Genomic DNA, 13,900 nt, shown 5'->3' on the forward strand with positions numbered 1-13,900 from the left:
CCCCTTATCGCAAAAATGGGGGCTAGAAGTCTTTACCAAGAAAACGGTAGAAGTCCTGTCCCGCATTTTGCAGCATGCAGAACAGGTCATGCCCGCATGAGGTGCTTATATACTCAACTTCTGCGCCTTGACCTTTTAAGAGCTCTACAAAGTTCTCGTTGGGCTCTTTCAGTTCGCCTGTCACGATGAAAAACTGAGGCGGCTCTTGGGTTGAAGTAAAAGAGCCTTTCCACGGCGACCAGCTGTTAAAATACGCAGTGCCCCCAAAGATTGATCGGGCAATTTTTCTCCGGTTTTCATAAAGACTATCCCACGTATGGATGGCCCCGTCCCAGATAACCACTTTATTGAAACAATCCGGCTTTTTAAATGCAGTGATAGCAGCCCCGAACCCACCCATGGAAAAGCCGGAGAGGGCGCGCCCTTCTCTTTTTGCAATGGTCTTGTAAGTACTCTCCACATGGGGGATCAGAATATCCATGAACTTGGAATAGGCCTGACTTTGACCATCTACTGAATCGACCCACATGGAAAAGCGGGTTTTGTCAATGGGAGCCACAATGATGTGAGGGTGCGTACTGCCTTGTCTGACTGCATTTTCCTGCTGTTTGGCGAGGCGGTTGCAATCCAGCTCCACCCAATTGCGTATAACTCCGGCCCCATGAAGGTGATAGAGAACAGGATACTCCTCGTCACCGTCTTCATAACCGGGTGGTATGTAAATTACGTAGCTGTATGTTTGGCCCTGTGCTGTCATCAGGTTAAATGTTTCCATCTTCCCTTTGATCGGGGCACTGGCATTGACAATGTAGGGCCAGATGAAATGAAGGGGAAATTTGCTCTTGAAGAGATCAAGAAGTTTATTGATGTGCCCGTTTGGTTTTGCTGCAACGTCAACCATAAAAACTCTTTGCCCCAACGACTTTGATGAATGGTAATTGTAAGCACAGATTACTCTAAACCCAGAAGAAAAGTGTAAACATAAATACATATCTATGCTCTTCTCAATGTGAGGTTGAGTGTGCTGAGGGCTTAATTGAGAGCCTTGAAAAGCCTTGGGTTTCCCCTATAAAAGCGGTGATAATGTTTTCGGAGTATGCAGTGCCTAACAAGAGTGATCACAAGGTCTATAGGGTCGGGAATTACGTGAATAAAGGTGGTTTTCGCCAGTCATGGGAGTGTGCTGACGATGACACTAAGCTCTTAAAGTTTGATGGAAAAACCCCGCGCCCCCCTCGAAAGAATCGTGGACTTAAAAGGCTTCGGAGAGAGTTTCGCAATAAGCTGGGACTGGGAACCAGGCACTTGAGCGGCAACCATGATGAAATTATGGGTTGGCGTGTGCTCGAGGATAAGGGGCTTGCAGGTCACCGCTATTTCACAAAAGTCTACGGAATGGTGGAGACGGATCGGGGCCCTGCACTCATGATTGAGCGGATTACGAACTTTTGGAACAGCGATACCAAAACCATTCGCCAATATCTCAGGAAGCACAAAAATATTCAAAATCCAGAGCTCAGAGAGGCATTGACAAAGTACTTCGATGTTTTGAGAGAGCACAAACTGGCAGCTTTTGCCGACCGCCCCGAGAATATTGCTATTGTGGTGGATGAAAATGGCAAGCTCTACTGCAAGAGCTTCGATGTGAAGCCCTATTATAATCACCACCTTATTCCGATCTATGAAATTAAACTCTTTAAAAACATCCGTACGCAGCGGCGCCTGAAACGGCACCTAGAAATCTTGCTGGATAAAAATTACGCGGTAGGCAAGGGAAAGCTCTGATTGCAGAAAACTGCATTCGATTTGACACGATCCCGAAAGCCCCTAGTCTGCTCTGCTCGGTAAACTAGCGATTCGCACACCTTATACTGTGTCCTTCCAGATAGAATTGAGGACTCGGAGGCTTTCTTGGAATTTTATGTTTTTGTTGCGGTTATTGCGGCTGCTTTTCTTCATGCCCTTTGGAATTCTCTGGTTAAAGGGGGGAGTGACAAGTATCTGGGCATGAGCGCGGTAGTTTTGGGGCATGTGCCCTTTGCCTTGCTGGCTCTGTTGTTTGTACCGCTACCGGCCCTGGAGAGTATTCCCTATATCCTCGCGGGAATCGTGCTCCACACCGGCTATCAGATTTTCCTGCTCTATTCCTACAAGCTAGGGGATTTAACCCAAGTTTACCCTATGGCACGTGGAACAGCGCCCCTGTTGGTGGCTGGTGTTTCGGTATTGTTTCTTGGTGAGGTGCTTGCGGGGCTGGAGCTTTTGGCAGTCTTTACCATTGCAGCAGGCATTTTGAGTATTTCATTGGAGCGCAAGCGCAGCGGAGCACGCAATAACGGAGCTTCAATTTTGGCCTTTATAACAGGGTGTTTTATTGCATCTTATTCTCTTATTGATGGTATGGGGGCCCGCATCTCCGGAAACTCGCTGAGCTTTTACTCTATCCTGTCTCTGGGAAATTCCCTGCTATTTTTCTTAATCATGCTTTACCGCAATCCATTGGTGCTGAAGCGGTTGGTACTGCATAATAAACTCTTATTTCTGGGGAGTGGGTTGGCGTCATATGTAGCCTATGCGCTTGTCATTTGGGCATTTACCCTTGCCCCGATTGCTCTGGTGACTGCACTACGTGAAACAAGTATTATTTTTGCGCTGGTGATTGGTACCTTTGTGCTCAAAGAAAGCATTAGTGTTTGGCGGGTTTTCTCGACCATGATGACCTTAATGGGCGCGGCTCTTCTACGCTTTGCAAAGTGACGGAAATACTGTATTTCCGCTCTCAAGACTTACTGTAAGTGCCAAGAGGTATCCCATGCGTATTCTGGGTTTTAGCGACCTTCATCGTAAGCAAGATGTTGCCTATTCCATTGTAGAGGAAAGTGCTCAAGCGGACGTTGTTGTTGGAGCGGGAGATTTTGCCCATAAAGGTATTGGCCTTCTGGATACGCTCGAGATTTTGAAAGGGTGCCGGGTCCCTGTTGTTCTGGTTTCGGGAAATCATGATCGTGAACACGAACTGAAAGAGTTTTGTGCAGGTTGGGAGTTAGGGCACTTTCTGCACGGTACAGGTGTAGAGCTGGAAGGCCATTTCTTTTTTGGTTTGGGAAAAGAAGTGCCCAAGCAGATGGACAAGAATCATGGAGAGGCGATGAGCGAAGAGGTGGCAGAGGCGCTGCTCTCTTCGTGTCCGCGTGGCTCCGTTCTGGTAACCCACACGCCGCCCTATGGCATTGCGGACCTGCATAAAGATGGTTCTCATGGGGGCAGTGTTTCAGTACATGATGCCGTAAAGAGCACACAACCGGTGTTGAACCTGTGTGGCCATGTTCATTTTGCATGGGGCCAAACAGGCCGCATTGGGGAAACTCTCGTGCACAACATGGGGCCTAAGCTAAACTGGTTTGAGGTTTAACGGCCACATATAATCCGGAGATCGGTAGTTTTCAGCGAGAAGCGTGAGTGCCACGTCGTCCTTTTACACGTTGGCTGGTCCGCTGCTGTGTGTCTTTTCCGCCATCTTTGCGCCAGTGGGTGACAATGGTGATAATGGCAAGGATGGCCATAACGCAGAGAAATTCAATCATTGTCTATCTCCCCCCAAATATATGCAGCCATAGAACATTAGACTATATGCACGTATAAATACATACCCATAATATATGGGGCCTATAATTGCGCGTGTTCCTTCCTTAAATCATTGATTGATCTTGGATGTAGTCTTTACTAGTCTAGCTGCATGATAGAGTTCCATCAGCATAACCGAGCTACGATTCGCTCCGTTTCCCCCCATATTCACGCAGGGCCTGCATGCGGACGATTTAGATTCTAGTGTGTAATTAACACGCTACAGTGCGCATGATCCGTTTGCGGAACGCCTCAAATTTTCCAAAGCTATCAAGATAAAGTCCAGCGTGAGCCCGCCTTGAGACACTGAGTAGGAAATACCTTTGTCGGCACTTGGAAAATTCATGGTTCACCACTGGAAAGCCGCTGTAAACCTGCTAAAAGACACTCCACGAATTCGTTATTATCGCTTGGCTTTTAAAGCCTGCTGCAAACCTTTGAGGGATTATGTCCGACCTCGAAATACTTGAAGCTGATATCAACACCGCTATTGCCGGTGCTGACAGCGAAGCTGCGCTTGAAGATGTGCGCGTGGCGTCCCTTGGTAAAAAGGGTTCCGTTTCTGAGAAAATGAAGACGCTCGGCAAAATGACGCCGGAAGAGCGTAAGGAAATGGGGCCGGCACTCAACGGCCTGAAAAACCGTGTTGCCGATGCCATTGCTGCTCGTAAAACCGTGCTTAAGGAAGAAACCCTGAATGCACGCTTGAAAAGCGAAACCATTGATGTGACACAGCCGCTGCGTGCTGCGCCTACGGAAATGGGCCACATTCACCCGATCTCTCAAGTGGTGGACGAGATTACCGCCATTTTTGCAGATATGGGCTTTTCTGTTGCCGAAGGGCCGGACGTTGAAACGGATGAGCTGAACTTTACAGCATTGAACTTTCCCGAAGGGCATCCAGCGCGTGAAATGCACGACACGTTCTTCTTCAATGAAAACGAAGAGGGTGAGCGCAAGTTGCTGCGTACGCACACTTCTCCAGTGCAGGTTCGCACCATGCGCACACAGGAGCCACCGCTGCGCATTATCATTCCGGGCCGCACATACCGCTGTGACAGTGACCAGACGCACACGCCCATGTTCCACCAGTTGGAAGGTCTTGTCATCGATAAAGCCAGCCACATTGGGCATCTGAAGGGCACCCTGCAGGAATTCCTCAAGGCATTCTTCGAGGTGGATGATGTGAAGTTGCGCTTGCGCCCAAGCTTCTTCCCGTTCACCGAGCCTTCCATGGAAGTGGACGTGCAGTGTGACCGCTCGGGCGGTGAAGTGAAAATCGGTCAAGGCTCCGACTGGATGGAAATTCTGGGTTCGGGCATGGTGCATCCGAATGTCCTGCGTAATTGTGGCCTCGACCCTGACGTCTACCAAGGCTTTGCCTGGGGCATCGGTATCGACCGCCTTGCCATGCTGAAATACGGCATGCCAGATTTGCGTGCGTTCTTTGATGGCGATGTACGCTGGATCAAGCACTATGGTTTCCGCCCTCTGGACATGCCAACTCTGTTGGCTGGCCTTTCCAAGTAATTCGCGGTCCTTCCGCTGCCTAGATAAAGAAGAGCAGATCAATGAAATTCACTCTTTCATGGCTCAAGGACCATCTTGAGACCGATGCAAGTCTCAACGAGATTCTTGAGAAACTGAACATGATCGGCCTTGAGGTCGAAGAGGTTGTTAACCCTGCTGAAAAGCTTGGCGCTTTCAAAATCGCCAAGGTTTTGCATGCGGAGCAGCACCCCAATGCAGATCGTTTACGCGTACTGAAAGTGGACACCGGTGAAGGTGATCCGTTGCAGGTTGTTTGCGGCGCGCCGAATGCCCGCACTGGACTTGTGGGTGTGTTTGCCAAGCCGGGCGATTATGTTCCCGGTCTTGATGTGACTTTGTCCGTTGGCAAAATCCGCGATGTTGAAAGCTTCGGCATGATGGCTTCCGAGCGCGAGCTGGAACTTTCTGATGAGCATGACGGCGTGATCGACCTGCCGGATGACGCCCCTGTTGGAATGCCGTACGTTGAGTATGCGGGCCTTGATGATCCTGTCATCGAAATCGGTCTCACTCCAAACCGTCCTGACTGCGCCAGTGTTTACGGCATCGCTCGCGACCTTGCTGCTGCTGGCCTAGGTACCTTGAAAGCTCCAAAGGCACCAGCATTCGCGCCAACTGGTCCGAACCCTATTGGTTTGACGCTGGAGCTGGGTGATAATCCAGAGCATTGTCCTGCATTCGGTCTGCGTCTGGTAAAGGGCGTGAAAAATGGCCCCTCGCCAAAGTGGCTGCAAAAGCGCTTGAGCGATATTGGTCTGCGCCCGATCAACACCCTCGTTGATATTACCAACTACATGACATTCGACCAAGGCCGTCCTCTGCATGTGTTCGATGCGGATAAGGTGCATGGTGATCTGGTTGTAACCCACTATGATGGTGACGGTGAGGACTACGCCGGTCTTGATGGTAAAACGTACGCTCTCGAGAGTGGTACTGTTGTAATCAGCGATGATAACGGCGTTGAGTCTCTTGGTGGTATTTTGGGCGGCGAGCAGTCCGGATGTACCAATGAGACTGTGAATGTCCTCATTGAATCAGCTCTTTGGGACCCGTTGATGATTGCCCGCACAGGTCGCAAGCTCAATGTTGTGTCCGATGCACGCTATCGCTTTGAGCGCGGTGTTGACCCGAATTACATGGCTGAAGGCTTGGACGCTGCAACGCAAATGGTGATCGACCTTTGCGGCGGCGAAGCAACCGAGGCAACCCTTGCCGGTGATGTTCCTTCTAATGAACTGGTCATCAACTTCCCGTTTGCAGAAGTAAAACGCCTGTCTGGTCTGGATGTTTCCAGCGATGAAATCAAAGGTATTTTGAGTGCGCTTGGTTTTGTTATTTCCGGTGAAGGTGAGAGCGTTCAGGTAACTCCACCAAGCTGGCGACCGGATGTACATGGCAAAGCTGATCTGGTTGAAGAGGTTGTGCGCATTATTGGCTTGGATAATGTCCCAGCCGAAACTTTGCCGCGCATGTCGCCTGTCTCAGAAAAAGTTTTGACCGTGAGCCAAAACCGCCGCTCCAGCGCCCGCCGTACGCTGGCAACGCGTGGTATGGACGAGGCTGTCACATGGTCCTTCATTTCCAAACGTCAAGCTGAAATCTTCGATGGCGGCGGCAAGGAACTGGAATTGGCTAACCCGATTTCCGCAGATATGTCCGACATGCGTCCGTCCTTGTTGCCGGGTCTGTTAACTGCTGCTCAGCGTAATGCTGATCGTGGCTATCCGGATGTCGCTCTGTTCGAAGTTGGACAAGTGTTCACGGATGATACGGAAAAGGGCCAGAAAATGGTCGTTGCCGGTATCCGCCGCGGAACTGCGTCCATGGGCGGCGCAGGTCGTCACTGGTCCGGTAACTCTGAGGCTGTGAACGTGTTTGATGCCAAGGCGGATGCAGAAGCTGCACTGTCTGCCATTGGTGCTCCGACCGAGAAGTTGATGGTGTTCACAGATGCGCCGAGCTACTACCACCCCGGTCGTTCCGGTGCGTTGAAGCTGGGTCCGAAGAATACGCTGGCTCTGTTTGGTGAAATTCACCCCAAAACACTGGAAGAGCTGGATCTTGAAGGCCCGCTGGTCGGCTTTGAAGTGTTCATTGACGCACCTCCAGCACCAAAGAAAAAAGCAACCCGCAGCAAGGGCGCACTCAATGCGGCTGATCTGATGCCGGTGCGCCGTGACTTTGCGTTCCTTGTGGATGCGGATGTTCCGGCTGAAAAGCTCCTAAGAGCTGCCCGTGGTGCGGACAAAAATCTGATCAAAGACGTAACACTCTTTGATATCTATGAGGGGCAAGGCGTTCCAGAAGGCCAGCGTTCTCTGGCTATCGACGTGATGCTTCAACCGGTTAAGAAAACCTTGACCGATGAGGACATCGAAGCTGTCTCTGCCAAGATTGTTGCAGCTGTCGCAAAAACAACCGGCGGAACACTACGCGGGTAAGACTTGCAAGTAGATGAAAAAATAAAACGCGGCGTTCATCTTGAGCGCCGCGTTTTTGTTATCTACTGAGCGTTAGCGGTGATGAGCCCAGTACGGATTTCACTTTTAGATTCAGTCATGGAGTAGTTGACCAGAACGCCGTTTGTGTCAAAGAAAAGTGCGAGCTCTTTCGTCTTTAAATCTTGACCACCTGCTAGAAGGTCGACAACGGGTATGAAATTAGTCGCCTTTGCTTTTGCGCGTACGTGCCTGTATTTCCAGACTTCATTCCCACTGTCTGTGAAATTCAAAGTCTGAGGTTGTCCGAAAGAGGTTTTAACCTGCTCTTTTGTAGTCACACCCTTTTCAAACTTTTGGTCCAGTGAAACCTGCGTCTCGCTTCTAAGGGTCTCGTTACCTGCAGAAGCACAGGCAGCGAGGCCGAGTATAACAGTCAAAATGAGGGGTATGTTGTGGGAAGGCAATCTGAATCTCCTGTGCCTAGTCGGTTAATGGTCACTTCCCAAGCACAGAAGGTCAATCGCTATAATGTAAGCCGATAATTTTGATATTGTCAGTATATGAAGGGGGGCTTGATGCGGGCACTCTCTATTGATCGTAGCGCGTATAACGCAGATATGGCAGGACTTCATTCCAGCCGCGGGGGAACATACGGCGGGCAGTGGCGTTGTCAATATTAGGTGGGATGATGACCGAGTCCCCCTTCTCCCAGTCAACAGGAGTGGCGACCTGATGCATGTCGCTGACGATTAAAGCATCTATAATCCGGAAAATTTCTGTGTAACTGCGTCCAACGGCCATTGGGTAGGCGCAGGTTACTCGGATTTTGTTGTCGGGATCGATGATCATATAAGTGCGGATGGTCTTCACTTCGCTTTCTTGCGCATGGATCATGTCATACATGCGAGATATTTCCATTGTATTATCTGCAATAATCGGAAAGCGCACCAAGGCATCTTGAGTTTCATTGATGTCGAAGACCCACCGCAAGTGGTCCTCAATTCTGTCGGTTGAAAGAGCGATGGGTTTAACGTTCCGAGCTTTGAAATCCTCTTGCAGCTGTGCGGCACGGCCGAGTTCTGTTGTGCACACGGGAGTGAAGTCGGCGGGGTGGGAGAAGAAAAGAGCCCAGCTGTCTTTTTTCCACTCGTGGAAGTTAATAGTACCTATCGTTGTGTCCGCCGTAAAATCCGGCGCAACTTCTCCCACGTGAAGAGACATGGTCTGCTCCTTGGAAATCACTGCAATTTATTAATAGACTAGAGAGAGACTATGAAAATATCTGCCTAACTAATTCTAGAATTATCCGAAAATTAGAGGAACAAAAATGATAGGCAGCTATCCTTAGTCCTAACTTTTGCAGGCCTGTTTGTCAGCATTCCTTAAAATCCAGTGGAACCAATGGGCAGCTTGTTATTCTAATGGAGCAGCTACACTGTGCTGTTTGAGGATGGCTAATATGTGGGAAGGACTATGGGCGAGATGCTGAAGAGTGAGGAAAGGGTGAAAGAAGAAACGGTGAGTTTCCCCTCCAATGGGGAGACGCTGCGTGGAACTGTTTTTTGGCCACGCGGGCCTCTCAAGTCCTCACTTGTGATCCATGCTGCGACTTGTGTTCCCCAGTCGTTTTATCACCCATTTGCTAAGTGGGCTGCAGAGCAGGGCCACCTTGTGCTTACCTATGATTATCGAGATTTCGGGAAAAATGAGCCGAAAACGATTGATGCACTCAAGGCCAGTAAGGCCAATATGATGGACTGGGCCATTTGCGATCAACAAGCGGCTCTAGACTATCTTGTCTCTCTGGCAAAAACGCCAGAGGTGCATGTTATAGGGCAATCACTTGGCGGGTTAGGAACGCCGTTTCACGAAAATACGTCCAAAATTGACCGCATGACAACCGTGGCCAGTGGCCCGACACATCTCTACGATCATTCGTTTCCCTATATTTTTTGGGTAGGTTTATTCTGGCATATTCTCGGTCCCTTTTGGACGAGGGCTAAGGGTTATTTTGTAGGAAGTAAATTTGGCATGGCCGAGAACATGCCCTCCGATGTTTTCTGGACATGGCGACAATGGTGCAATGAGAGAAACCTCTATGAAAAGCAAGTAGAGAAAAGCATTCGCCAAGGGAAAGCAGTTCCTTACGCAGGCCCCATGCGCATTATCAGTTTTGAAGATGACCAGATGGTCCCGACGGTAGCTGCCGATCGGTTGACACGTGTTTATTCAGCAGCGGATATTGAGAGAATTCGAATTCAGCCTAAAGACTATGGGTTGCGCTCTGTGGGGCATTTAAATTCTTTCAGGACGAGTAAAAAAGTACTGTGGCCAACCCTTTTGGGAGCTGTTTAACCCGGATATAGGGCAGGACAGTTCTCCTATTTTAGAGCTCTTATTCCGCATCACATCTGTATTTCCCTTATATTTGGGGGAATGACATAATACCAAAAGGTACTACATTATGTGGTACCTTTTGGTATTGGATGAGGAGAAACAGCCCGTATGCCCACCCCGCAAAGCTACCACTCAAAACAGGAACAGTGCGTTTTTCGTGCTCTTGCGGACCCGACACGCCGCGAAATTCTCTTGCTGTTGAGTCGTCAAGACATGACAATCGCTCAGGTTTGCACTCATTTCGACATCACCCGCGCTGCAGTCAAAAAACATCTGACAATTCTTGGCGAAGGGGAACTCATTTCAGTGCTTCCAAGGGGGCGGGAGCGGGTGAACAGGCTGGAGCCGCAAGGTCTCAAGTCGGTTTCCGACTGGCTCAACTACTTCAGCCAATTCTGGGATCAACGCTTGTCACTCCTGCAAGATGCAGTTGCACGTGAGCAGGCAAATCAAGGAAAGGAAGAGCAATGAATTCGGCAACTCTGGTGAAATCTATTTTCTTTGAAGCTCCCCGTGAGATCGTCTGGTCGTTCTTGACTGACAAGGATAAGCTTGGGGAGTGGTATCACCCCGCAGAAGAGAACCTTTCAAGTGGCGCGAGCTATAGCCTCTACCGTGTCGATGAGAATGACCGGCGCGTTCCGTTGATATGGGGGCAGGTACTTGAAATGGACCCGCCCCACAGGCTCGTCACCACCTTTATCGTTGAACCACTAAAACACAATGAGACGACTGTGATTTGGGAGTTGGAGGAGGTTGCCGGTGGTACCCGTTTGTTACTGACCCACGATGGGGTTGAAGACGCTGCAGGGTCTGTCGCTCTCAACCTCTTTCAAGCCTTCGATAAAGGCTGGGATAAGCATTTTGGTGCCCTTCGCAAAAGTGTAGGTGAGTTTCTCGCAAAGGCTTCCTATAGGAAGAGCCCGAGCGAAAGTTACACGCAAACGATAGAGGTTGCCTGCTCTCCTGATCGCGCTTGCCAAGCGATTATCGGGGATGTTGAGAAATGGTGGACGCCGGAAGTTGACCGCAAAGAGGGTGAGATGACCGTTCACTTTGGGCCATCATTCAAGACCTTTCGTCTGGACCACTCCAAAGTACCTGAGCAGGTTCTTTGGTCGTGCACGGCTTCCAATATTATAAGTCGGCAGGTTTCTGAGCCTGAAGAATGGAATGACACGAGGCTACGCTGGGATATTAGAAAAAAGAATGGAGGATGCTCTATAACGCTTACCCATGAGGGGCTGATTCCAGCACTGCAATGCCATGAGATCTGTGTAGACGGATGGGAACGATATTTTGCAAATAGCCTGAAGGACTATTTGAATGGCGGAGAGGGCGAGCCTCATCAGTTGTGAGTTAAACAGGCCTATTGAAATTCCTATTTGGGGCTTCGCTTTGGGTAGTAAAAGAAGCGAGGCCCCAAGAGATAGTCAAGCGATTGGTTGCATAGTACAAAGCTGGGTTATATTTGCAACTCTAGAGCAACTTTTGACCTTTACTTGCATTAATAGCCATGAGAACAAGATCTATTATCCACCATACCCACACTGCAACTAAAATAAAGTAACCTATTAAGAAGATAGCTGTAATCCCGCCTATAACCGTCATGGCAGCCATGGCTATGCCTGAAGTTATTTTGCCCATGTAGATTCGATGAATACCGAGCATTCCAAGAAAGAACCACAGAACAAATCCTATAATGGCCGACTTTTGGTTTTCACTTACGTTAATGTTGATTTGAGTTGTATTATTTTCACTCATAGCAAATCCATTTTTACTGATAGGGCAGAAATATAGCCAGTTGCCTAGGTAGGTGTATTTTAGCTGCATCAACTTATGATTGATAAAAAGGCAATTAAAGCGTGTTTAAATAAATATCTGTTAAAAATATACTTAATTAGAACTTAAGTATATATACGAAAGGCAGCCAGATGGCTGCCTTTCAATAAGTTCGTATATTTGTGCGCTAAGCAGATGCACAGGCGTGGACTATTCTTGAGGCAAAACTGGTCTCAGTCGTCCATCTTCAGGGCCTGAATGAAGGCTTCCTGAGGGATTTCCACTTTACCGAACTGGCGCATTTTCTTCTTACCCGCTTTCTGTTTTTCCAGAAGCTTACGCTTACGGGTGGCGTCACCGCCGTAACATTTCGCAGTCACGTCTTTACGCAGGGCAGAGAGAGTTTCACGCGCGATAACACGTCCACCAAGTGCGGCCTGAATTGGGATTTTGAACATGTGACGAGGGATAAGCTCTTTAAGAACCTCACACATGGCACGGCCACGGCGCTCTGCCTGTGAACGGTGAACAAGAACGGACAGCGCGTCTACGGGCTCGTCATTCACCAGAATAGACATTTTTGCCAAGTCACCAGCGCGATATTCGCTAATGGTGTAATCGAAGGATGCATACCCTTTGGAGATGGACTTCAATCGATCATAGAAGTCAAAAACAACTTCGTTGAGCGGCAAATCATAGGTTACCATGGCACGGCTGCCCACATAGGACAGGTCAACCTGAATACCGCGACGATCCTGACACAGTTTCAAGATTGCACCCAGATACTCGTCGGGTGTCATGATGTTTGCGCGGATCCAAGGCTCACGAATTTCCTTGATCTTGACCACATCCGGCATGTCAGCTGGATTGTGCATTTCAAAATTGGAACCGTCAGTCATCTCCATCTCGTAAACAACGGATGGAGCGGTTGCGATCAGGTCCAGATTGAACTCGCGGGACAGGCGCTCCTGAATAATTTCAAGGTGCAGCAGGCCAAGGAAACCACAGCGGAAGCCAAAGCCGAGAGCGGCTGATGTTTCCATTTCAAAGGAGAAGGACGCATCGTTGAGGCGTAGCTTGCCCATTGCAGAGCGCAGATCCTCAAAGTCGTTGGCATCTACCGGAAACAGACCACAAAACACAACTGGTTGGGCTGGTTTGAAGCCAGGTAGAGCCTCTGTGCAGCCTTTTTTGTCCATGGTGACTGTATCACCAACACGGGTGTCGGCAACTTCCTTGATGGACGCAGTCAACACGCCAATTTCACCGGGGCCAAGGCGGTCGGTGGCGACAAAGGCCGGGGTCATAACACCTACACGGTCCACCGGATAGACCGCACCGGTTCCCATCATCTTGATGGAATCGCCTTTTTTCAGCTCACCGTCAATGATGCGTACAAGCACCATAACGCCCAGATACGTATCGTACCAACTGTCCACCAACATGGCCTTGAGGGGTGCGTCAGGGTCGCCTTTAGGGGCGGGTAGCTGTTTGACGATTGCTTCCAGAACGTCAGGAATACCTAGGCCGGTCTTGGCGGAAATCATGACTGATTCAGCCGTATCAAGGCCGATCACATCTTCGATCTGCTCTTTAATACGGTCCGGCTCTGCGGCAGGCAAGTCAACCTTGTTCAAAACCGTCACGATGTCATGATCGTTTTCAATGGCTTGATATACGTTTGCCAGAGTTTGCGCTTCCACACCTTGCGAGGCATCGACGACCAGAAGGGAGCCTTCTACCGCAGCAAGGGAGCGCGAAACTTCGTAGGCAAAGTCCACGTGACCGGGCGTATCGATCAGGTTCAGGGTATATTCCTGACCGTCTTCGGCTTTGTAAATCAGGCGAACAGTCTGTGCCTTGATCGTAATGCCGCGTTCTTTCTCGATATCCATGGAATCGAGAACCTGCTCCGTCATTTCACGTTCGGTCAACGTGCCAGTGGACTGGATCAGGCGATCGGCCAGTGTGGATTTACCGTGGTCGATGTGCGCAACAATTGAAAAATTGCGTATGTTGGACAGTGTTTTCGTGGTCATGGCGCTCAATTACCATTGCTGGACACTTAGGCAAAGACCTAAATGACCAGTATATTGGATTTTTAA

The 13,900-nt window shown here is 49.4% G+C and carries 14 protein-coding genes; 8 read left to right on the plus strand and 6 right to left on the minus strand.

What is annotated here, in order from left to right:
- Window positions 1-22: 22 nt before the first annotated feature.
- Window positions 23-901: an alpha/beta hydrolase gene (locus tag P6574_RS01320; RefSeq protein WP_310618602.1), complete on the minus strand. Its 879-nt coding sequence runs from the start codon at window positions 899-901 to the stop codon at window positions 23-25.
- Window positions 902-1,101: 200 nt separating this feature from the next.
- On the opposite strand from P6574_RS01320, the gene P6574_RS01325 reads away from it, so the two are divergent.
- From P6574_RS01325 to P6574_RS01335, 3 genes are all read left to right on the plus strand, one after another.
- Window positions 1,102-1,785 (plus strand): YrbL family protein, encoded by a 684-nt coding sequence (locus P6574_RS01325; RefSeq protein ID WP_310618603.1) that lies wholly within the window; start codon window positions 1,102-1,104, stop codon window positions 1,783-1,785.
- Between the two features lie 126 nt (window positions 1,786-1,911).
- Window positions 1,912-2,757 (plus strand): DMT family transporter, encoded by an 846-nt coding sequence (locus tag P6574_RS01330; protein WP_310618604.1) that lies wholly within the window; start codon window positions 1,912-1,914, stop codon window positions 2,755-2,757.
- A gap of 55 nt (window positions 2,758-2,812) precedes the next feature.
- The gene (locus P6574_RS01335) at window positions 2,813-3,412 is read left to right on the plus strand and encodes a metallophosphoesterase family protein (RefSeq protein ID WP_310618605.1); all 600 of its coding nucleotides are present in this window, start codon (window positions 2,813-2,815) and stop codon (window positions 3,410-3,412) included.
- A 31-nt stretch (window positions 3,413-3,443) separates the two neighbouring features.
- On the opposite strand, the gene P6574_RS01340 is transcribed toward P6574_RS01335, so the two are convergent.
- A complete protein-coding gene (locus P6574_RS01340; protein ID WP_310618606.1) occupies window positions 3,444-3,584 on the minus strand; it encodes a hypothetical protein in 141 nt (46 codons plus the stop codon).
- 487 nt (window positions 3,585-4,071) lie between these two features.
- On the opposite strand from P6574_RS01340, the gene pheS reads away from it, so the two are divergent.
- Both pheS and pheT read left to right on the plus strand, forming a co-directional pair.
- Window positions 4,072-5,154, plus strand: a complete 1,083-nt coding sequence (gene pheS / locus P6574_RS01345) for a phenylalanine--tRNA ligase subunit alpha (RefSeq protein WP_310618607.1) — start codon at window positions 4,072-4,074, stop codon at window positions 5,152-5,154.
- A gap of 41 nt (window positions 5,155-5,195) precedes the next feature.
- Complete coding sequence (gene pheT, locus P6574_RS01350; protein ID WP_310618608.1) at window positions 5,196-7,616, plus strand: phenylalanine--tRNA ligase subunit beta; 2,421 nt, start codon at window positions 5,196-5,198, stop codon at window positions 7,614-7,616.
- A 62-nt stretch (window positions 7,617-7,678) separates the two neighbouring features.
- Here pheT and P6574_RS01355 read toward each other — a convergent pair whose 3' ends face one another.
- Both P6574_RS01355 and P6574_RS01360 read right to left on the minus strand, forming a co-directional pair.
- Window positions 7,679-8,080 carry a hypothetical protein gene (locus tag P6574_RS01355; protein WP_310618609.1) on the minus strand — a complete coding sequence of 134 codons (402 nt, stop codon included), beginning with the start codon at window positions 8,078-8,080 and terminating at the stop codon, window positions 7,679-7,681.
- A gap of 124 nt (window positions 8,081-8,204) precedes the next feature.
- Window positions 8,205-8,837: a peroxiredoxin gene (locus P6574_RS01360; protein WP_310618610.1), complete on the minus strand. Its 633-nt coding sequence runs from the start codon at window positions 8,835-8,837 to the stop codon at window positions 8,205-8,207.
- A gap of 252 nt (window positions 8,838-9,089) precedes the next feature.
- Between P6574_RS01360 and P6574_RS01365 the strand changes: the two genes are divergently transcribed.
- The 3 genes from P6574_RS01365 to P6574_RS01375 all read left to right on the plus strand — a co-directional run bounded on the left by P6574_RS01365 (window position 9,090) and on the right by P6574_RS01375 (window position 11,371).
- Window positions 9,090-9,971, plus strand: coding sequence for an alpha/beta hydrolase family protein (locus P6574_RS01365; RefSeq protein ID WP_310618611.1), 882 nt, complete (start codon window positions 9,090-9,092; stop codon window positions 9,969-9,971).
- 150 nt (window positions 9,972-10,121) lie between these two features.
- Window positions 10,122-10,484 (plus strand): ArsR/SmtB family transcription factor, encoded by a 363-nt coding sequence (locus P6574_RS01370; protein ID WP_310618612.1) that lies wholly within the window; start codon window positions 10,122-10,124, stop codon window positions 10,482-10,484.
- On the plus strand, window positions 10,481-11,371 hold the full coding sequence (locus P6574_RS01375; protein ID WP_310618613.1) for an SRPBCC family protein: 891 nt from the start codon (window positions 10,481-10,483) through the stop codon (window positions 11,369-11,371). Before P6574_RS01370 ends, P6574_RS01375 begins: the two co-directional genes overlap by 4 nt.
- Before the next feature lie 121 nt (window positions 11,372-11,492).
- Here the strand turns inward: P6574_RS01375 and P6574_RS01380 are convergent, their stop codons facing one another.
- Both P6574_RS01380 and lepA read right to left on the minus strand, forming a co-directional pair.
- Window positions 11,493-11,777 (minus strand): TM2 domain-containing protein, encoded by a 285-nt coding sequence (locus tag P6574_RS01380; protein WP_310618614.1) that lies wholly within the window; start codon window positions 11,775-11,777, stop codon window positions 11,493-11,495.
- Window positions 11,778-12,028: 251 nt separating this feature from the next.
- Window positions 12,029-13,834, minus strand: a complete 1,806-nt coding sequence (lepA, locus tag P6574_RS01385; RefSeq protein ID WP_310618615.1) for a translation elongation factor 4 — start codon at window positions 13,832-13,834, stop codon at window positions 12,029-12,031.
- Window positions 13,835-13,900: the final 66 nt, after the last annotated feature.

The sequence above is a fragment of the Pseudovibrio sp. M1P-2-3 genome (assembly GCF_031501865.1).
GTDB classification, from domain to species: Bacteria; Pseudomonadota; Alphaproteobacteria; order Rhizobiales; family Stappiaceae; genus Pseudovibrio; species Pseudovibrio corallicola.

Coding starts and splice junctions, on each gene's coding strand:
- P6574_RS01370 (WP_310618612.1), top strand. CDS start 10,122: ATGCCCACCCCGCAAAGCTACCACTCAAAACAGGAACAGTGCGTTTTT.
- P6574_RS01320 (WP_310618602.1), bottom strand. CDS start 901: ATGGTTGACGTTGCAGCAAAACCAAACGGGCACATCAATAAACTTCTT.
- pheS (WP_310618607.1), top strand. CDS start 4,072: ATGTCCGACCTCGAAATACTTGAAGCTGATATCAACACCGCTATTGCC.
- P6574_RS01365 (WP_310618611.1), top strand. CDS start 9,090: ATGGGCGAGATGCTGAAGAGTGAGGAAAGGGTGAAAGAAGAAACGGTG.
- lepA (WP_310618615.1), bottom strand. CDS start 13,834: ATGACCACGAAAACACTGTCCAACATACGCAATTTTTCAATTGTTGCG.
- P6574_RS01340 (WP_310618606.1), bottom strand. CDS start 3,584: ATGATTGAATTTCTCTGCGTTATGGCCATCCTTGCCATTATCACCATT.
- P6574_RS01335 (WP_310618605.1), top strand. CDS start 2,813: ATGCGTATTCTGGGTTTTAGCGACCTTCATCGTAAGCAAGATGTTGCC.
- P6574_RS01380 (WP_310618614.1), bottom strand. CDS start 11,777: ATGAGTGAAAATAATACAACTCAAATCAACATTAACGTAAGTGAAAAC.
- pheT (WP_310618608.1), top strand. CDS start 5,196: ATGAAATTCACTCTTTCATGGCTCAAGGACCATCTTGAGACCGATGCA.
- P6574_RS01360 (WP_310618610.1), bottom strand. CDS start 8,837: ATGTCTCTTCACGTGGGAGAAGTTGCGCCGGATTTTACGGCGGACACA.
- P6574_RS01375 (WP_310618613.1), top strand. CDS start 10,481: ATGAATTCGGCAACTCTGGTGAAATCTATTTTCTTTGAAGCTCCCCGT.